The organism is Methylobacterium sp. E-025 (assembly GCF_022829705.1).
Lineage (GTDB): Bacteria > Pseudomonadota > Alphaproteobacteria > Rhizobiales > Beijerinckiaceae > Methylobacterium.
In genome coordinates this window covers 46,516-66,090 of sequence record NZ_JAKSYR010000187.1, presented here as the reverse complement: position 1 = coordinate 66,090, position 19,575 = coordinate 46,516, and the positions used below count along the sequence as shown (strand labels likewise).

General features: G+C 63.6%; 12 protein-coding genes and 1 pseudogene. 12 read left to right on the top strand and 1 reads right to left on the bottom strand.

Translation table 11 applies throughout. The features are described from left to right. Positions 1-16: 16 nt before the first annotated feature. From MKK64_RS26720 to MKK64_RS26700, 5 genes and pseudogenes are all read left to right on the top strand, one after another. Complete coding sequence (locus MKK64_RS26720; protein ID WP_243938722.1) at positions 17-553, top strand: hypothetical protein; 537 nt, start codon at positions 17-19, stop codon at positions 551-553. 166 nt (positions 554-719) lie between these two features. Then, entirely contained in the window at positions 720-1,907 is a 1,188-nt protein-coding gene (locus MKK64_RS26715) for a cupin domain-containing protein (RefSeq protein WP_243938720.1), read from the top strand. A 52-nt stretch (positions 1,908-1,959) separates the two neighbouring features. Further along, a pseudogene (locus tag MKK64_RS26710) lies at positions 1,960-2,474 on the top strand (transposase); the annotation flags it as partial. Between the two features lie 876 nt (positions 2,475-3,350). Further along, positions 3,351-4,319, top strand: coding sequence for a hypothetical protein (locus MKK64_RS26705; protein WP_243938718.1), 969 nt, complete (start codon positions 3,351-3,353; stop codon positions 4,317-4,319). A gap of 382 nt (positions 4,320-4,701) precedes the next feature. After that, a complete protein-coding gene (locus MKK64_RS26700) occupies positions 4,702-4,986 on the top strand; it encodes a hypothetical protein (RefSeq protein WP_243938716.1) in 285 nt (94 codons plus the stop codon). A 120-nt stretch (positions 4,987-5,106) separates the two neighbouring features. Here the strand turns inward: MKK64_RS26700 and MKK64_RS26695 are convergent, their stop codons facing one another. Then, positions 5,107-6,375, bottom strand: coding sequence for an acyltransferase family protein (locus tag MKK64_RS26695; protein ID WP_243938714.1), 1,269 nt, complete (start codon positions 6,373-6,375; stop codon positions 5,107-5,109). 558 nt (positions 6,376-6,933) lie between these two features. Between MKK64_RS26695 and MKK64_RS26690 the strand changes: the two genes are divergently transcribed. The 7 genes from MKK64_RS26690 to MKK64_RS26660 all read left to right on the top strand — a co-directional run bounded on the left by MKK64_RS26690 (position 6,934) and on the right by MKK64_RS26660 (position 19,511). Further along, a complete protein-coding gene (locus MKK64_RS26690; protein WP_243938712.1) occupies positions 6,934-7,173 on the top strand; it encodes a hypothetical protein in 240 nt (79 codons plus the stop codon). A gap of 80 nt (positions 7,174-7,253) precedes the next feature. Next, positions 7,254-9,701 carry a response regulator gene (locus MKK64_RS26685; RefSeq protein WP_243938710.1) on the top strand — a complete coding sequence of 816 codons (2,448 nt, stop codon included), beginning with the start codon at positions 7,254-7,256 and terminating at the stop codon, positions 9,699-9,701. A gap of 873 nt (positions 9,702-10,574) precedes the next feature. Further along, entirely contained in the window at positions 10,575-11,327 is a 753-nt protein-coding gene (gene bcsS, locus MKK64_RS26680) for a cellulose biosynthesis protein BcsS (protein ID WP_147725596.1), read from the top strand. A gap of 110 nt (positions 11,328-11,437) precedes the next feature. After that, positions 11,438-13,861 (top strand): UDP-forming cellulose synthase catalytic subunit, encoded by a 2,424-nt coding sequence (gene bcsA / locus MKK64_RS26675; RefSeq protein ID WP_243938708.1) that lies wholly within the window; start codon positions 11,438-11,440, stop codon positions 13,859-13,861. 3 nt (positions 13,862-13,864) lie between these two features. Beyond that, positions 13,865-16,459: a cellulose biosynthesis cyclic di-GMP-binding regulatory protein BcsB gene (locus MKK64_RS26670; RefSeq protein WP_243938706.1), complete on the top strand. Its 2,595-nt coding sequence runs from the start codon at positions 13,865-13,867 to the stop codon at positions 16,457-16,459. Next, complete coding sequence (locus MKK64_RS26665) at positions 16,456-17,586, top strand: glycosyl hydrolase family 8 (RefSeq protein ID WP_243938704.1); 1,131 nt, start codon at positions 16,456-16,458, stop codon at positions 17,584-17,586. Before MKK64_RS26670 ends, MKK64_RS26665 begins: the two co-directional genes overlap by 4 nt. After that, the gene (locus MKK64_RS26660) at positions 17,571-19,511 is read left to right on the top strand and encodes a hypothetical protein (protein ID WP_147840787.1); all 1,941 of its coding nucleotides are present in this window, start codon (positions 17,571-17,573) and stop codon (positions 19,509-19,511) included. The genes MKK64_RS26665 and MKK64_RS26660 overlap by 16 nt, the downstream gene beginning before the upstream one ends. Positions 19,512-19,575: the final 64 nt, after the last annotated feature.

The window sequence follows — 19,575 nt, the reverse complement described above, 5'->3', positions numbered from 1 at the left end:
CCCGTTACGATTCGGAATGATGAATATGCAATTTCAATATCGTCACAAAATTGCATTGATATTGTCCGCAGGATTGTTGCTGTCTTCGGCTCCCGTCGCTTCACGGGAGGAGATGTTCATCGAAACCGTCGAAGGCTGGGACATCAATAAGACACTTCGGAACAACGATCCGCTTCCCTGTCAAATGACCCATTCCTATCGCGACATGACGGACGGGGGAGCTCAAAATTCGGTCGGGATTACGAGGTCGGACGGGCAAATCGTATTCATGCTGTCTTATGAAAGATGGCATTGGTCCGCGGGTGAAAGTCTCAAATCAGATCTGGTCACCGGAAACGAAACGATCAGCCCCGTCCCAACCTGGATCGGCAAGGGGACGATCCTGTACTGTCGTATACTCGACAGGGAAGTCCGCAAGCTGTCGCTGAGCCGGACGGTTTTCGTGCGGTTTCCCGAGGGAGATGCTGATTTCGACGTTTCGGGTATCGAGAGCGCACTTGCGGCGATGGACCGCTGCAATCGATCCGATACAAAAAACGAGATAGTGAAATAGTAATACTGTCATTCGATTTGCATTATTATCGCCGAGCATTGATCATTTTTTGAGTTGAAGTACATATACGTCAAGACAATCACTTGCGCGAATGAGCCAACCATATAGATCGAAGTCTAGAAATACTGTGATTCTCCTCTCCTGGTTGTCGAAGGGATTCTTGGCGATGGTGGACGGCACGCGTCGAGCGATCCTCGGCGGCATCACTTTGGCGGCCGGTGCGCTCTCAGTGCGGACTTCGTCGGCCGCCGAAGCAGACGGACATGCGGCCGGGTACGATGTGGCCCCTGCTTCAAAATTCGCATCGACGATCCCACGCAAGGTGGGCGATGCCGTCAGTTTCACGACCTCGCTCGACAAAGGCTCGCTCAAAGCGACATCGGGCGGCTGGGCGCGAGACGTGACAGCGAGAATACTCCCTATCGCAACGGACATCGCCGGAGCACACCTTTATCTCAACGCTGGCGGCGTCCGCGAGATGCATTGGCACACGTCGGATGAATGGTCGTATATTCTTGCCGGTCGCTGCCAAGTGACCGTGGTGGACCCGAGCGGGGAGATGGAGGTCGCGAATTATGGGCCGGGCGACCTGTGGTATTTCCCAAAAGGTCACAGCCACGCCATTCAGACCTTGGGGGCTGAACCCTGCCACGCCATTCTCGCCTTCAACGACGGTCTCTATGGAGAGCATGGAACCTTCGGTCTCAGCGATTGGGCGAGCCGGCTAGACCCTGCGATGATGGCGCAGGTCTTCGGGATGCCCGAGGACTCGATCGCAGGCATCCCATCCGGCGAGGTCTATATTCGTCAGGGCGCTCTGATGCCTCTCGACGGGCCGCAATCCCGGGCCACCAAGGTGCTCAGCCGATCCCGCACGCACCGATACCCCATGCTGGCAGCCGGTCCCCAGACGAGCTCAGACGGCGGATCGCTGGCGATTGCCTCTGCCGAAGAATATCCGATGTCCGCGGGCATGACGGGTATGTTGTTGAGGCTCCAGCCCGGCGCTCTGCACGAGCCGCACTGGCATCCAAACGCAAATGAATGGCACTACGTTTCTCGCGGACGGACGCGCGTGACGCTCTTTGCCCCGGACAAGCGGCTCTCTGTCGCCGAACTTTCCGCCGGAGATTGTGCTTACTTGCCACGCGGGTGTGGTCACACGGTGCAGAATATCGGCAAGGAGGAATGCGAAGTCGTAGGCGTGCTCGACAGCGGGTCCTATCAGGAAACGTCGCTGTCGGACTGGATGCAACGTGTCCCGGCACATCTTCTGGCCAATAATCTCGGCCTTCCCGACGAGGCGTTCGCGAAACTTGCGCGCAAGAAATCTGTCATCATAGCAGCGGCTTAGAGCGTCTGGAGGCTGTTATGGACCGTCATTCGGAGATACCAGATGAAGGGGCATGACCTCTTCACGCAGATCCTACCCATCCGATGTCTCCGATGACGAATGGGCGCTGGTCGTCTCGTACCGACGCTGTTGCGTGAGGATGCGGAGCAAGGCGAGCACGGCTTGCGCGAGGTGTTCGACGGCCTGCGCCACGTGATGAAGACAAGGGGCACCGTGGCGGTGGATGCCCTACGATCTGCCACCTTGGGAAGCCGTCTACCAGCAAGCGCGGCGCTGGCTGGCGGCGGCGGCTTCGAGCAACTCGCCGACGAATCCCGTACGCTGCCGCGCCTCGTCACCGGCCCCAATCCAGAACCAAGTGCCGCCATTCTCGACGGCCGGACCCTGCGCTCGATGCCCGAGAGTGGCGCGCGGGCCGGCTACGATGAAGCCAAGCGCAAGAAAAGCTCCATGATCCGCTTGGCCGTCGAGACGCTTGGCCACCTTCTGGCCCTGCGCGTCACGCCCGCCGACGCCGACGCCGACGACTGCGCCCAGGTCGGGCGGCTGGCGGAGGCTATGCAAGCCACCAAGCTTCAGAGCTGAGACAACATGAAGGATTGACGGTCTGCGTCAGCGTATTCCCTGAGCGTAACAATTTCTCGCGTCGGGACAAAGTCTCGTTGCACGAGTCGATGACGCATGCATCGAACGAGCCTAATTTGCCCTATACCTGGGACGTCAACTTCCCGATCTGCGTCCCGTTCGGCCGAGCGGCAGCCGTGGGTGCAAGTTCGCTTCCGCATGGCTTAAAGCTATACCTTGAGAAAGATGGACATTCAGGGGACAGGCCAAATTTCGAATTCTATCCAGGAAGCGAGCTTCACCCGCGGGTCGCCGTTCTCCGACAGATGCAGGTATGGTTCAATCAGATCGTAAACTCTGGATGCTTCATTCGAGCCTTTCCTGCATTGATGGCGTCGGGTGATTGACAAGCTGCCCCCCTATGAAAGGGCAAATCCGAGATCTCCAGGCGACGTTAGTTCACTGCGAAGATGCCTTAAACTGTTTACGCCGCTCTGAAGATTGCGTTATACCTCAACGGGAAAATTGAAGGCATCCCACAAAGAGCGCTCCGATTGCGGATCTGGAAATCCACCAACGAGCCAAGCAATCTACAAATAGCCTGTTTGCTTTGGTTGTAAATACTGTATTGGGCGCGTATTTGAACGCATTCTAGCACATCAAAAGATTCGACGCAGTTCCAGCGTCAGCTAAAAATAATTTTACCAAAACTATTGAGCTGAAAATTGGGCTTCAGAAGTGGAACTTATTATCAATGATCTATTTAGCTGTCAACCACTGTGGCAGTTTAGTCGATCGCATGTAAATCGATAAATGAGGTGCGATATGTACCATAGAGTCTATAATAAAAAACCTGACATTTTTGTTGTAAAATCAACCGTGACCGAAGATCTGTTCGACGAGTTCGCAATGGCGTGCGGGGCGACCTATCAGGCAACCATTCGGCACGCACGAGTCACGGCAGCATTGGAGCAGGGAGTTTTTCGTATTCAAAGATTTGATATTTGGACCAACGATGAATCAGGAACGAAAAAGAAAATCGGCCAATTTTTGATCACAAAAGGTTTTAAGAACCTAAAGTTTCACCCAGGAATTTGTCTCCTTCAAGGTCATGAGCATCTTTGGAGTGAGGCTATGAGAATGGCTCTTGAAGCTCTGGGTGAGGGACGGTACGTTTATGGGTCACGTTTCAGTCTAGAAGATCCGCGCGAAGACGAGATTGAGTGTATTCGAGGAGCTTATATTATCGAAGTCCATGACCATGTCGTCGAAGCGGTGGATTTTTCTCAATGGCCGACGTGGAATCATTATGTAAAAAACGTTAGCAACAACATCCGAAGGAACATTAAATATTTTGCAGAAAATACTCAAAATTATGATATAGAAATAAAGACTGGTATAAAATTCATACGCCATATTCCGTCTCTGGTTTTCAGTCGATACAAGATGTATCAAAGAAAGTCGGTCAAGTGCAGTCCTTATGGGATGGTAAGGATGTACCTTACTCGATTGCTGAGTTCTGGACGCAATTCGTATAGCGCTAGATTGCAAATCGATAAATCGAATAAGGCGACCTTTAGCGGGATCCAGTTCGGTGCTTTGGATTTCTACATGGACGGCGCTTCGGATGATAACGTCAGGGGCTGCGGATCATTTCTCGTTCTCGAAATGCTTGCGAGACTTTTCAACCGGTCGCCCAATGGAAAATTCGTGCTTGGAAGTGATCCCAATCCAATTCGAGATCGAGAATCGAAATACACAACGCGACATCGTTATCGCCAAGACTTAAGGATATCATACTTTCCGACCAGCACAGTTGATTTTTATTACAAATCTCCAATAGATTGAGATCGTCCCTAATTCAAAATTATTATCAATCAAACACCGTATAACAAAACTATCTATAAAATTATTGATTCGGTACTTAAGGTCGAGTCAGTGCTTTAAACGATATTATTTATCTGTCAGATGGAGTGGAAATACAATACGGCGTGTTCGATCTTGAGATATAGAAATATGCTCATCGACAATCGGTTTTATTTGTCGTTGCCTGCTGGAGCTGAGATCTACGCCCCGTCGGTTGGCGGCGGGTTTTTGGGTAAGGCGTTGATGGGCTGAGGAGCGTTTCCGATGCCGTCATCCCTGTCGATCAATCTGCGCGAGCGGGTTGTTGCGACCCTGACGGGGAGGCGCGACCTGCCATGGCTCCGCCGCCCGCTTCGAAGTCAGCGTGTCGCGTGCCAGCCGCTGGGCGAAGCGCGTGCGGAAGGAGGGACAGATCGCATCGTGGGCGCAGCGCAGCGATCGGCGCTCGCAGGCCATCGAGGTCCAAGCCGATCCGATCCAAGCAACTTACGAAGCGCATCCTGCGATCTGTCTGGACGAACTGCGCGATGCCCGGGCCGTGCAGGGTGTGGCAACCAGCACAGGCGCGCTGGCTCGAATCTTCGCCCGGCAAGGCATCACCCGTAAAAGGCGGCGCTGCGCGCGGCTGAACCGTCGCGGGCGGACGTGACGGCTGCCCGTACCGTCCAAAATCCCTGAACCGCCATCCGGCGAGCATCCGCCCGCTCATACCGCTAGGATGTCGAAACAGCAGCAATGCCGCAGGATACAAAACGATTCGGCTGTCGCTTCATGATTGGACGCGACTCGACGCAATTTGTTTGATCGATATCGGACGTTGCGGATTTTGCTGTTGCAGCCTCGTAATGCGCTTTCCAAGCCGCGCGCACGGTTCGGCAATCAGAACATGAAAGGCCCAGCCACTCGTCAATACTAAGGGATAGACAATAATTATCATGGACCAAAGGGGAAGGACGTTTTGAAGAAAAAACGTGACGGTCGCCAGGATTGGCACTTGCACGAGGTAGACGCTGTATGAAATCCTTCCCAGGAATTGTAGCGGCGGAGCCAATAAAAAACGTTCGATCCGACCTGGCGCGAGTGCTGCGGATATGACGAAAACCGATCCGGTTGCGACGCCAATATTGTGAAAGGCGTGTGTCTGCGACCAATGAGTTTGAACCATCAGCAGGCCGGCACACATCACGAACTCGCCGGCGTGGTATTTTGAGGTCGTCTCGAAGAACCGCCGGATTCTATCCAGATTGAGGGCCATCGAGGCGCCGATGACAAAAAATATCGTGTAATAGGCAGTATGTTGGAGTTCCCACAAAATGGTTCCGGTCAATGAAGTCTCAGGCACGGATCTGAAGAGGACGTGTATTGCTGCTACGATGAGAAAGCATCCCAGAATAAGAATTAATGATGCTCTCCATTTCCATGAGATCATGGGTATCATAAGCAGAGGAAACAGGAGCGAGACACGCATTTCCCAAACAAGGGAATGAACAGCTCCGTTGAGGCGGAAGTTCGTCTGCCCCAGCATCAGTGCATGCTGCACGAGGTTTTCGATCGTAACAGGTGCCGACCACGTCTCGGTATTAATCCAATTGCTGCCCCCGGAAATATGAAAAATCGGTTGAAGAAAATAGACTGCAACGGCCGCAATCGCAATAATCGCAACATACGGAAGATAAATTCGGGAGATGCGCTTGACCAAGAATGCGCGATACTGCGGAGGGTGTCCTTCGATCCAAGGCAGAGCCAGCACCAAACCACTCAGGACATAGAAGAGCGTGACCGCTTCATAGCCCGACCAAAAAATCCTCGCCGGGGTATAGAACAGGATATATTCCGTGACGGATCTCGCTTCCGTTGTCGAGTCGGAGTAGAAATAGTCGCTGTAAGCGGGAATGATCGTAAGGCAGTGATGATTGAGCACGATGGCCGCTGCAAGGCCACGAACCGCGTCGAGAGCATGCAAGCGCTGTGGTAATCCCGCATCGATTTTGGCGAGATCGCTATCCGTCGCAAGATTGTTTGCAGTCCTATCCGGCATGACAATATTCGCCTTCCTCACATGCCCTTTTGGAATAGCTCTTATCTCGTTGCGGGTGTTGTCGTACGGATCATCTGCGGGCTCAATGGCGATTTGGGGGAGCGCTTTGGTTGTAGGTCCGCGCTTCGGAGCCGAATGGAAACTGGCGCGAAATTGCCGCCGAGCAGATTGTCGGGAGCAGCCGTCTCTCAGCTTGGTTCACCGGCTCGAAGAGGTTTGTCTTTTGGTTCGACGCCACGTCCGAGGGTTTCACAATCGTCGTCGAGATGTCCGATCAAGCAAGAGCCGGCGCTTGATCAAGGCTGCGGCGACGCGGTGAGAGCCCAAGCGTCTGCGCGCGCGACATGATTTTATTCAAGACTCTGATAATGTTTGGAAATGCTGCGCTGCGAAGGCCGCGTTCTGCGCCAAGTTTCCATGGAAGTGCCGCCCCGACGGAGCCAGTCTGTCACCTGATTCCGTCCCGTGAAGAGAGCGTTGAGAATGCTCGCCAGGTCCTACGGCGTCACTCGGATCTCGCCTGCCGGTCGACCTCTGGCCATCCACGCGAGGCCGGTGATGTCACGCGGTGATCCTCTGATCAGCATGGGCTTGGCCTTCAAATTTCGGTATCGCGATCCTGCCGAGGGTGAATTGATCCGCTCATCGTTCGGGCTGCTGGATTTGGATCGGCAGAAAACGGATTCGGCCATCGTCGCTGCGATGGACCGAATTGCTGCCGCAACTTTGCAACCCAGGGGCGCGCCGATCGGAACTTTTATCGAAAGGCCTATTTTCTCAAATGTGGGAGATCATTAACCGTTTTTTAACCATGTCTATCGAATTGCTGATCTGCTTGACCGGATGGCGACAAGCCTCTTTGGGCACAGATGATGCATATGGGACGATCGATTTCGCTTCGGGTCCTGCTGGCCGCGATCCTCGTGGTCGCGGTGCTTGCCGGCGGTGCCTGCGTGCTGCTCGTCGGCTCTGAAGATGCTGCGGAGACTGCGCGCAGGAGCGGAGCGGACGTCCGTCGTACGGCGAACCTGATTTCCGACAGGCTGAGCGAGGAATTGGCGACGGTCGGGCGTGATGTCGGCCTTGCTGCGGAAAACACGGTGCTCGGGCGCGAGGGGAACGGGACGACGGTCCAGCAAGTCCTCGGACGCTGGCGTGCTCTTCATCCGGGATATGCCGACATCCTCGTCGCCGACAGGAGCGGTCGCGTGCTGGTCACCGCGAGCGGGTCGCTCGCCGGCGCCGACGTGTCCGGGACGACCTGGTTTTCGCGCGGTCTATCCGGGATCGTGATCGGCGACGCGAGCGATCGCACCCGCACGGGCGGCGACGTCCCGCCGAACGTGATCATCGGCGCGCCCGTTCGCGCCGGCGGCACAACGGAGATCGGCGTCCTCGCGGTCCAGCTCAAGCCGGACTGGATCCAGGAGGTGGTCGCCGCCCTGCGCCGCAACCTCGGGGGTGCGGCACGCGACTCCGCCATTCAAGTCATGAATGCCGGCGGGCGTACGCTTCACCGGTCGACCGGCTTGGCGCAGGTGGGTCGAACCCATGAGGCCACCGCAGCCATCGCCGAAGGCGCCGGGCTCGGGTGGATCGTTTCGGTCAAACAGCGCGATCTCGTCGAGGACGCCGCGGGCGCAGGCCCCGCCACGTTCCTCGCCCTCGCCGCGGCGGCCCTCGGCGCGGCTTATATCGGCGGCGCGGTCGGGGGACGGCTCGGCCGCAACGTGCAACGGATCGCCGACGCGGCCCGTCAGGACCGGGTGGATCTGCTCCGTCGTGATGTGCCCACGGCCGATCTCGCCAACCTGGCCGATGCCGTCGGCGCCTGCATCGGGCGAAGCCAGGGACGGGAACGCCTGCTCGGGGAGTCCCGGGGAGCCCTGGCACGCAGCCGCGACCGCGTCCGCTCGGCGAGGCTGCTCGGGGGCTTCACGAGTTGGGAGGTCGACCTGCGGAACGGGCAGGTGACCTGGGCAGACGGCGCGGCCGCCGCGGTCGAGAATGCCGCCGAGCGGGCGTGTACGCTCGAGGAGATGCTCGCGCGGATCGAGGTCGACGACCGCGCGCTGCTCAAGAACACGATGCGCGCCGTATGCGAGGAGCCCGGCTCCATCCGAGAGGCGGTCATTCGTTCTCTCGCCGGTCCCGAAGACAGCGCTGGCCGCCGCCTGGTCCTGCGCCTCACCGCCGTCGCGCTCAACGGGCAACCGGTCCGTCTCCACGCCTTGACGCGTGAGATCGCCCAGGTCGCCCTTCCCGCGCCGTCCACCGGATCCGTCGCGCCGGGGGCCGTGCTGGCGGAGGTCGGTGAACCGCCGGCCGCCTTTCCGGCACAGGCGATTGTCGCGGGGATCGCGCACGACATCGGCGGCGCCCTCGACGCGATCTGGGCCGACCTGCGCAACATCGAAAACGATGCCGCCTTCGCGGATGACAACGCGATGGAGACCGCACGGCGCGATGTCGCCCGTGGTTCCGCACTCTTGAAGCGCATGTTGGCGCTCGTCCAACCCGACAGCCCGGTCGTGCAGAACGGCGACGCCGCGCGCGTCGTGACCGAGACCGTCGACTTCATCCGCGCGGCGATCTTGCCCGGGCTCGTGCTGACGCCGTGGGCGGGCACCCTGCCAAAGCTCGCATGCGGCATTCGCGAATTGGAAGTCGCCCTGCTCAACGTCGCCAGCGATGCACGCGCCTCCCTCCCGACCGATGCGATCGTGAAGCTTTCGGTCGAGGAGGCGTCTGATCACGGCGACGCCCAGATCGGCCTGCGGGCCCGATTCTCGGCCCCGGACGGCTTCCGGGCCGATCGTGGCGTCGCCGCGGTCCGGGGCCAGATGGACGCGATCGGTGGGGCCATCGGCGTCGCGACTGCGAACGCGGGCATCACCATCACCCTGACGTTCCCGATCGCACGGGAGAGCCTTGTGCCATCCGATCCCGCCCGTGAGGCGGAACAAGTCCTGCTCGTCGAGCCCGATGCCGTCCTTCGCGCCTCGACGGCCGAGAGCCTGATCGGTCGCGGCTATGCGGTGACGCCCGTGGCGTCAACGGAGGAGGCGAGCGAGGCTCTCGTCGAGTCCCGCGCCTACGCCGTCCTGCTGTGCGCGCATGCGATGCCGGCGGTGGACGGGGTCTTTCTGGCCGACGTCGTGTCGCGCACGCATCCGGCGACGGCCATCGTGCTGATGGCACCCGACGCGATCCCTCTCCGGGGCAACGCTGCGGTCCAAACACTGCGCAAGCCGTTCAGCTCGCAGGATCTCGTCGATGCCCTCGCCGGCGCGACCAAGCCGTCGCGCCGCGCCGATGCTGCGTGATGCCTGACCGGGCACGGGGACGCCGGTTCGCTCGAAGTCGACGTCCCGATCGCTTGCGCTGATCTGGAGTTGTCCGTCTCTCGACCGGAACACAGCTCCGCGTTGCGGGGGGCTGCACGGTCTTCGGTTCCTGACGACGTCGATCTATCGCGCCGAATGAAGGCGATCGATCCTTTTCACGCCCGTTCATTGATCGAGCGCGTGGAGGGTCTTGATCTCCGCTTCGGCGTGAGGTTCCCTTCGCCGCGTCGAAGCGCCGTGTTGCACGGGATTTCCTAAGTGTAGGAAAAAGGCCACAGGGCGTCCTGCCCGGCCGGCGCAGATTCGCGACGCGCATCCTGTCGCGGACCAGCCGGAAGGAAACATCGTCCCTCTCTCGTCGATCAGGGGGGGGCGACATAGCGTATTGCCGGCGGAGCTTTGGATCGTGAGCCCGTCCGGATCGGCGTCCGACCTTTTATCGGCGTCGTCACCGCCGACGAGCGCACCGATGTCACGGAGTCGATTGCGACCGGTGTCGCCACCTCTTGGCTCCGGATCTCCGGGCAGGTCTTACCTGTGCGTGTTCCAGCTCGAAGATTGACTTCCCGACAGCTTTCCGTCTGAAACGCTGCACCTGATCGCCTGAGACATTCTATCGGCCAGCACGGCCTCAATTCAGCACCGCGATCCGCGCAGAAAGCCTACAAAGTCAGCAAATTTAGACTGCAGATCTGAGCAATATATCGCCACTACAACCAATGGTTGAATAATCTAAGCACATTTAGAGGTCCCAGATATTGGGCGTTAACCATCCTTTAATCCTTATGAAGCTCTTTGTGCCGCGGGACATCGGCGCGCCGCGATGATCCGCCTGCACCCTCGGACGACATCATGACGAAGATTCGCGCTGGTCTCTGTGTCTTCGGAGCAATTGCGACGCTGGCTACGCCCAACGTCGTCGCGGCGGCCGACTGGTACACCGGCGCGGAACGGGAATCCGTGCAGGACGACTACATCGTCGCGATCGACTCCGCAGCCACCGTGACCTCGAACAGCTCGGCGTTCGGTGTCGTCACCGCGACGATCGCGCCAGTGACCCCGCTCAACGAGAGCGGTCCGCGCATCCGGCTGCAGGGCGTGGCCGGTACGTATTCCTATCCGTCCTCCACCGGCCGCACCGTGCGCGGCGAGCAGGAGGAGGGCACCGCCATGCTGGGCTATGAATGGATCTGGCAGCAGGCCGCGCTCGCCGGTTACGTCGGCGTGAACATCCGCAGCAATTCGCTGTCCGTCATCGATCCGAACAATCCCGTGCTCGGAACCGGCATCGGCGCGAAGGTCGCCGCCGATCTCTATCTCAATCCGACGGCGAACACTCTGTTCGCCGCCAACGCCTCTTATTCGACGCTGTTCAGCGCCTACTATGTCCGCATGCGGGCGGGTTTTGCCGTGGCCGATGGTGTCTTCGTCGGCCCGGAGGCGACGCTGCTGGGTGATGCGTTCTTCAACCAGTGGCGATTGGGCGCTCATCTTACCGGATTCACCATCGGGCCAATGAAGTTCTCCGTTGGCGCCGGCTACGCATATGATCGGATCCAAAAGGGTGGTTATTACACCAGCGTCGAAGGTCGAGCAGCCTTCTGATGAACCTCCGGCCGAAAGACAACCGTTGAGCGCCGCAATCCGGCAGTAACCGTGCCTGCATCCGAGACTCCCGCGATGCTCGACATTCTTTGATTCGAGGGATCGAGCCCGTGACATCCGTCCTCGTGCGTGCAGTCTGGCTTGTGAGTGCTGCCGTGGTGCTGCTTCTGCTGGCACAGCCGGTCGGAACCTCGATCCAGCTGGAGATGAGCCTCGGCGCGATCGGTCTGATGATCCTCCTCTGGCTGTTCGCGCGGGGGCAGGTCGGGCGTTCGGTGTTCCTGGCGGTCGGCAGCCTCATCGTGCTGCGCTACCTCTACTGGCGCCTGTCGAGCACGCTGCCGCCAACGACCGACCCCTTCGGCTTCGCCGCGGGCGTGACGCTGGCGCTGGCCGAGGTCTATTGCTTCTACATCCTCATGGTCAGCCTGATCGTGAACGCCGATCCGCTGACGCGCGCCCTCGTGCCGGCGGATGACGATGCGGACCTGCCGACCGTCGACATCTTCGTGCCGAGCTACAACGAGGACCGGCACATCCTCGCCACGACGCTGGCGGCGGCCCGCTCCCTCGATTACCCGGCCGGCAAGCTCACGGTCTGGCTTCTGGACGACGGCGGGACCGATCAGAAATGCACCGATTCCGATCTGGCGGCCGCGCAGGAGGCGCGCACGCGCAGGGCGGACCTGCAGACGCTCTGTGCGGAGCTCGGCGTCTCCTACCTGACCCGGAGGCGCAACCTGCACGCGAAAGCGGGCAACCTCAACAACGGTCTCCAGAATTCCGGCGGCGAGGTCGTGGTGGTGCTCGATGCCGACCACGTGCCGTTCCGCTCCTTCCTGCGCGACACCGTCGGCCACTTCGCCGAGGATCCGAAGCTGTTCCTCGTGCAGACGCCGCACGCCTTCCTCAATCCCGACCCGGTGGAACGGAACCTCGCCACCTTCGATCGCATGCCGTCGGAGAACGAGATGTTCTACGCGATCGGCCAGCGCGGCCTCGACAAGTGGAACGGCTCGTTCTTCTGCGGCTCGGCCGCGCTTCTTCGCCGGACCGCCCTGGAGGAGGCCGGCGGCTTCTCGGGCGTGACCATCACCGAGGATTGCGAGACCGCCTTCGAGCTCCATTCGCGCGGTTGGACCAGCGTCTACGTCGACAAGACGCTGATCGCCGGGCTTCAGCCGGCGACGCTCTCGGACTTCATCGGCCAGCGATCGCGCTGGTGCCAGGGCATGCTCCAGATCATGCTTCTGAAGAACCCGATGTTCAAGCGCGGCCTCAAGCCGATCCAGCGCCTGTGCTACCTGTCGAGCATGACGTTCTGGTTCTTCCCGATTCCGCGCCTGATCTTCATGATCGCGCCGCTGCTGTACATCTTCCTCGATATGAAGATCGTCATCGCGAACGTGGATGAGGCGGTGGCCTATACGGCGACTTACATCCTCGTCAATTTGATGATGCAGAACTATCTCTATGGCCGCGTGCGCTGGCCGTTCGTGTCGGAGCTGTACGAATACGTCCAGGGCCTGTTCCTGATCCGGGCGACGGCGGCGGTGATCCTGTCGCCGCGCAGGCCCCAGTTCAAGGTGACGGCCAAGAACGTGACGCTGGACCGCGACCAGCTCTCCCCCCTGGCGCTGCCCTTCTTCCTGGTGTTCGCGGTCCTGCTGACGGGCTGTTGCGTGGCGAGCTATCGCTACCTGTTCGAGCCGGGCGTCACCAACCTGATGCTCGTCGTCGGCCTGTGGAACGGCTTCAACCTGATCACCGCCGGTGCCGCTCTGGGCGTTGCGGCCGAGCGGCGCCAGACCGAGACCAGCCCGTCGCTGGCCGTCGACCGCCGCGCCGTCCTCACCCTCAACGGAATGGCGGTCGACGTGGCCGTCGAGCGCATCTCGAGCGCCGGCTGCCAAGTCCGCATGGATGCCGTGGTTCCGATGCAGCGGAGCACCGACACCAACGCCGGCCTGCTTTCGGTTCCGCCGCGCGCCGGGCTGTCCGCGGAGGCCGTCCGGGCTGCGATCCCGGTGCGGCTCACGGCGATGACGGCGGCCGGCGAGGAATCCGTGTGGCGGCTCGACTTCGAGACCCTGCCGCCCGAGGCGTACTTCGTCCTCGCCGACCTCATGTACGGCGACGCGGACGCGATGGCCCGGTTCCAGCAGCGCCGGCGCGGTCACAAGAACCTGCTCGCCGGGATCCTGCAGTTCGTCTGGTGGGGAGTCGTCGGCCCGGTGCGCGCGGCAGCGTACCTGCTCAAGGGCAACCCGGCACCGGTCCCCGCCGCAGCGCCCCAGGTCGAGGTGCCGCTTCCCCGCACGGTGACGATGCATCGCCGGCTCGTCGACGGCGCCCGCGCGGAGCCGGCCGCCAACGTCGGATCGTCGGAGATCACCGTCCGGAGCCCGAAGCCGGTGCCGAAGGTCGAGGATGCGACGCCGGGCTGGCTCCAGATGATGCTGGACGCTGAGAACGCCGCTCTCGTCCGCGACCGCCGGCGCAATTCGGACTCGCCCCACCCAAGCGCCGGCTGAGACATGGCTCAGATTGATCTCCCCCCCGCCCGTGCGATCGCCGTCCGTTCGCTCCGCTGCCTCCGGGCCGCGATGGTGCTGGCGACCGGCCTGCTCCTGGCCCCCTGCGCCGGGGCGCAGAGCTTCCTCGGTCGCGGGGCTCCGCACGCCCTGACGATTCCCGGAGCGGACGAGGCGGCACGCCCCCCGCGCCGGGCCGAGGGCCCGTCGCCGGACGGCCCGGAGGCCGGGACGCCGGTCCCCGTGTCGCAGGCCGCCGTATCACTGCCCCAGCGCCCGCTTCCCGCGACCGGCGAGAGCCTGCGGCTCAGCGGCGAGGAGGACGCCTTGCAATGGCCGGTCTACGTCACGGCCGAGCAGGCACGCGAGCGGCTGCGGCTTCGCGTCGGCTACCTCGCCGCCATCTCGGTGGTCCCGGAAGCCTCGTTCCTGACCGCGGCGGTCAACGACGTCGTCCTCGGCCGTACGCCGATCAAGGCGCCCGGTGCCGTCAAGGTGATCGAGTTCGACATCCCCGCGGGCGTGCTCAAGGCCGGGTACAATGCGATCGCGATCTCGGCGGTCCAGCGTCACCGTGTGGATTGCTCGCTGGCCGCAACCTACGAGTTGTGGACCCAAATCGACCCGTCCTGGACCGGTCTCGTGATGCCGGCGGGCGTCGAAACCGTGCGGTCCCTGCGCGACCTGCCCGCTGTGGCACCGGATGCGCGCGGCCTCGTGCCGCTGCGCGTGGTGCTCCGGAGCAAGCCGGGGTTCTCGACCTTCGAGAAGATCATCGCCCTGGTGCAGCGCGTCGCGCTCGCGGGCCGCTACGCCCACGTCTCCGTCGAGTTCGGGGCACCGCTCCAGGGGCCTGCGGGCCTCAACCTGGTCATCGGCTCGGCCGACGAATTGCGGGATCTGCCCGGTATCGATGCGGCCCAGGCCGCGACGGGGCAGGCTCTCGTCTTCCTCCCGGCCAACGCGGAGCGGGCCGCGACCCTGATCGTGCCCGGCAGCGGAGCCGCCGAGATCGAATCCGCCGGTGGGGTGCTCACCGCCTCCGCCTCGCGCGTCGCCGAAGGCAGCCCGCAGGGCCTGCGCCAGCTCGCGCTCGCCCGCGGCTTGGAGCTCGGCGGCGGCACCACGGTGCCCCTGTCCCGCTTCGGCGTGCAGAATCGCGAGTTCTCCGGGCGATTGTTCCGGACGGGCTTCGACGTGACCCTCCCCGTCGACTTCATCCCGGCCGACTACGGCAAGGCCATCCTGTCGATGGCGGGCGGCTATGCGGCCGGCCTCGAGACCGGCGCGCAGGTCATCGTCGACGTCAACGGGCGCAACGTCGCGAGCGACACGCTCCCCCGCGCCGAGGGCGAGGTCTTCCGCAGCTTGGCGATGCCGCTGCCGCTCGGCCGCTGGCGACCCGGCCGGAACCGTATCGAGATCACGGCGCGGCTGCCGTCGCGGGCCGACCGGACCTGCGAGGACAGCGGGGTCGAGGCGAAGCGCTTCCTGTTCCTCAACGACACGACGTTGACGCTTCCCCCCCTCGCACGCGCGCTGCGCCTGCCGGAACTCGCGGCGACCGCCAGCGGTGGATTGCCCTACCTTCGGACCGCGCAACGGCCGCGGCTGGTGGTGCCGACGCCGGACCGCGAATCGATGTCGGCCGCCGCCACCATCGCGGTCCGTCTCGCGCTCGCCGCAGGTCGCCCCATCGACTTCGAGATCGGAAACGAGAACGCGCTTCTGCGCAGGGCGCCGACGGTGGTCGTGGCGCCAGCCCGCGCCCTCGATCCGGAGGTGCTGCGCGCGGTCGGGCTCGACCCCGAGCAGATCCGGCGGATCTGGGAGACGCGGGCGACGGCGCTGCCAGCGCCCGCCCAGCCCGATGCGACCCCGGGCCTCAGCCTCGACCGTCTCCGCAACGACGTGCCGCCGGCCTGCGCCCTGCCGGCGTCCGCCTCGCGGACCGCTCTCGTGATGCCGCGCCGCGCCCGGGACGCGGACAGCGACGGCGAGACCCGCGATCTCGTCTCGTCCTGGAGCACCGCGGTGCGCAACCGCGACTCCGTCGGCGACATGCTGTCGAACGCGACGGGCAGGCTCGGCAGCGCGGCAACCGAGACCATGGCCGCGGCGACGGGGTGGCTCACGGATCAGGTGCGCGAGGATCCGGTGACGATCGGCATCGGAGCATCCCTCGTCGTCGGCCAGGGCATGGCGGGCCACGATCCTGACACGGCGATCACCGTCTTCACCGCACCCAACGGTGCCGCCCTTCAAGCATCCGCCATCTGCCTGAGCGCTCCCGTCGTGTGGAACCAGCTCGAGGGACGCGTCGCCGCCCTCGACGCCAACGACGGCGCCCTGACCACCTTCGCCGCGCGCCAGGGCCAGATCGTGGAGACCGTTCCGCGGACCTTCGAGAACACGCGCCTCGTGCTGGCGGGGTGGTTCTCGACCAATCCCAACACCTTCGTCCTCACCCTGCTCGCGGCGGCCGTCCTTCTCGGCCTCAGCACGCAGGCGATGCTCCGCGGAGTCGGCCGCAGGAGCCAGCCGATCCCCGACGCGCGGCGGGACGCCGACGGGGACGACCGGGAGTCCGACCGATGAGCCCCTTGCGCCGGCGCCTCGCCGCCCTTCTCCTGGTTCCTCTCCTCGCGCTGCCGGCGGCGGCGCAGGCGCCCGCGCCGCCGGACGGCGTCGGTGAGGCATCGTCCCGCCCGGCTGGACCGCCGACGATGTTCAACGCGATCGGCGATATCGGTGCCTGGCGCAGCTACCGGAGCCGCTTCGTCACGCCCGAGGGCCGCGTGGTCGATACCGGCAACGGCCGCATCAGCCACAGCGAGGGCCAGGGCTACGGCATGCTGCTGGCCGTCGCGGCCGGAGACCGCGACGCCTTCCAGCGCATCTGGGGCTGGACCCGAGCCAACCTGATGGTCCGTCCCGACGCGTTGCTCGCCTGGCGCTGGGAGCCGGACAAGCGGCCGGGCGTGGCCGACGTCAACGATGCCACCGATGGCGACATCCTCGTCGCCTGGGCCCTGGCCGAAGCCGCTGAGGCTTGGTCGGACGAGGGGTACCGCCTCGCGGGCCGCCGCATCGCCGTCGACGTCGCGCGGCGCACCGTCCTGTTCAAGGCGGAAGGCGGGCCCCTGCTCCTGCCGGCCATCGCAGGCTTCTCGGCCGAGGACCGGGCGGACGGCCCGGTCGTGAACCTGTCGTACTGGGTGTTCCCGGCCTTTCCGCGGCTCGCCGCGCTCGCACCGGAGTTCGATTGGGGACGCCTGAATACCGTCGGGCTCGACCTGATGACGCGCGCCCGCTTCGGCACGTCGAGGCTGCCGACCGAATGGATCGCGATGCGCGGCGGCGTGCCGAAGCCGGCGGAGGGCTTTCCGGCGACCTTCTCCTACAACGCGGTCCGTGTGCCGCTCTATCTCGCGATGGCGGGATACGAAGATCGAAAGGCCTACGAACCCTTCGTGAAGCTCTGGTCCGCATCCGGTTCCGCGGGCATGCCGATCCTCGACATCAACAGCGACCAGACGGTGGGCCAGCTTCAGGAGCCCGGCTACGCGGCCGTAGCCGCCCTGGCCGCCTGCGCCGGGACCGGTGCCGCGCTGCCGCCGAGCTTCGCCGAGCCGGCCGTCTCCGAGAACTACTATCCCGCCACCCTCCATCTCCTGGCGCTCGCCGCCGCCAACACGAGGTATCGCTCATGTCTCGGGCGTTGAGACGAGGCGGCGCAGCCCTGTCGCTGCTGGCGGGCCTGAGCCTCGATGTGGCGGGAACGGCGACCCAGGCGCGGGCACAGGGCGCGCCGGACGCGGCGAGCACCGTCCTGCGCGACGACCGGCGCGCGCCAGTGATCCTCGGCGCGACCAGCGCACCGTCGTCGGAGATCGTCGACGAGAGTGGGCTTCGCTACTACGCCGCGCAGCGCCAGAACGAGCGGGTGCAGACCGAGATCGCCCGCCTGCGGCGGCGCTATCCCAACTGGACCGTGCCGACCGACCTCGACACGCTGAAGCCGAGCCCCCCGGAGGAGGCTCCGCTCTGGGACCTCTTCACCGCGGGACGGGTCAACGAGGTGCGCGCGGCGATCGCCGCGCGGCAGGCGGCCGATCCCGAATGGCGTCCCTCGGACGACCTCGCGCGCAAGCTCAACCGCGGGACCCTGCGCAGCGAGGTCAAGGCCGCTGAGGCGAAGGGTGATTGGGACCGGATCCGCGCCCGCGTCGACGCCGCACCGGACACGCTGCGCAACCTCGACATCGACATCGCCTGGACCGTCGCCGAGGCCTACGCGCGCACCGGCTACACAGCCCAGGCCGTCAACGCCTACCGCACCATCCTGACCGGTCAAACCGACACCGCCCTGCGGCTCGCCACCATCCAGAAGGCGATGGCCAACCTGCCGATGGCACAGGTCGAGCCGCTGCTCGCCATGGGCCATTCCGCCGCCGACGGGAGCAGCGAGTTCCAGGCGATTCGCCCCGACGTCACGCGGGCACGGATCGCGGCCGTGCTGCACGAGGAGCCGGCCGGGAAGATCGAACCGGCGGACCTCGCTGCGCTGAGCGACGCCGTGCGCAAGGCGGCGGACCCCGCCGAGCTCAGCCTGCTCGGATGGTATGCCTATCACCGCCGCCAGTTCCGCGAGGCGCTCGACTGGTTCAAGGCCGCCATCGCCCGCGGGGGCGATGCGCGGATCGCGACCGGCCTCGCCCTCTCGCTTCGCGAGCTGGGGCAGGAGCGCGAAGCCGAGGAAGTCGCCTATGCGTGGCGTGGCCCGTCCGTGACCAACGCGGCGCTCTACCTCGACATGATGGGACGCCGGCTGACACGGCCACCGGTCGCGGCCGTCGATCCCGCGCGCCTCGACCGCTTCGCCAAGCTCGTTCTGATGACGACCTCCGGCGAGGGTGCGCAGGCGTTGGGCTGGTACGCCTACAACGCCTGCCAGTTCGAGGCCGCCGCGGACTGGTTCCAGCGTGCGAGCGCATGGAAGCCCCAGGAAGCCGCCGTTCTGGGCTACGCGCTCACCCTGAGCCGCCTGAAGAAGACCCGCGAGTTCCTCGAGGTGGTGAACCGCTACGATGGCCTGTTCCCGACGGTGGTGGATCTGGTCTTGCCGGCGCCCGACGCCCAGGCATCGGGACCCTGCGACCCCGTCCGCGACCCGCCGGCCGCGCGGGCAGCCGCCGCCGCTCAGGTTCGCGTCCCCAAGCCGGTCCCGGCGGCGGTCCTCGGCCGGGCGTTGCCCGTGCGGCGCGGCGAGTTTCCTTTGCCGGTCGCCGCCGAGAATCCGTTCCGCTTCCCCGAGCCGTCCGAACGTGGCCGCGAAGCGGACTTTCTGCGCGACGCCAAGGCGCTACAACCTTTGATTGCTCGTCGCGTGCCCGGTGTCCCGGCGATGCCCTACGAACGCTACGGCTTCACCCTGCTGCCGGCCTGGAACGGCATGGACCGTCCGACATCGCAGGCTGCGCTGCCGCTGCCGCCCGCCGGCACGCTGGCCCATGCGGATGCCCCGAACCTGACGCAGGGGGACCCATCCCGCACCGCCGAGGCGCACGACGGCGATCGGTTCGGTCCCTTCGACACCGCGTCCGACAGATCTCGCACCGATTCGCGCAGCACGGGACTGGACCGATGATCCCGTTCTCATTCCCCGGTGTCGGCCGGCCTCTGCGCCGCTCCGGCAGCATCCTGCTGTTGAC

Coding starts and splice junctions, on each gene's coding strand:
- MKK64_RS26720 (WP_243938722.1), top strand. CDS start 17: ATGATGAATATGCAATTTCAATATCGTCACAAAATTGCATTGATATTG.
- MKK64_RS26715 (WP_243938720.1), top strand. CDS start 720: ATGGTGGACGGCACGCGTCGAGCGATCCTCGGCGGCATCACTTTGGCG.
- MKK64_RS26695 (WP_243938714.1), bottom strand. CDS start 6,375: ATGCCGGATAGGACTGCAAACAATCTTGCGACGGATAGCGATCTCGCC.
- MKK64_RS26690 (WP_243938712.1), top strand. CDS start 6,934: ATGTCACGCGGTGATCCTCTGATCAGCATGGGCTTGGCCTTCAAATTT.
- MKK64_RS26685 (WP_243938710.1), top strand. CDS start 7,254: ATGGGACGATCGATTTCGCTTCGGGTCCTGCTGGCCGCGATCCTCGTG.
- bcsS (WP_147725596.1), top strand. CDS start 10,575: ATGACGAAGATTCGCGCTGGTCTCTGTGTCTTCGGAGCAATTGCGACG.
- MKK64_RS26670 (WP_243938706.1), top strand. CDS start 13,865: ATGGCTCAGATTGATCTCCCCCCCGCCCGTGCGATCGCCGTCCGTTCG.
- MKK64_RS26665 (WP_243938704.1), top strand. CDS start 16,456: ATGAGCCCCTTGCGCCGGCGCCTCGCCGCCCTTCTCCTGGTTCCTCTC.
- MKK64_RS26660 (WP_147840787.1), top strand. CDS start 17,571: ATGTCTCGGGCGTTGAGACGAGGCGGCGCAGCCCTGTCGCTGCTGGCG.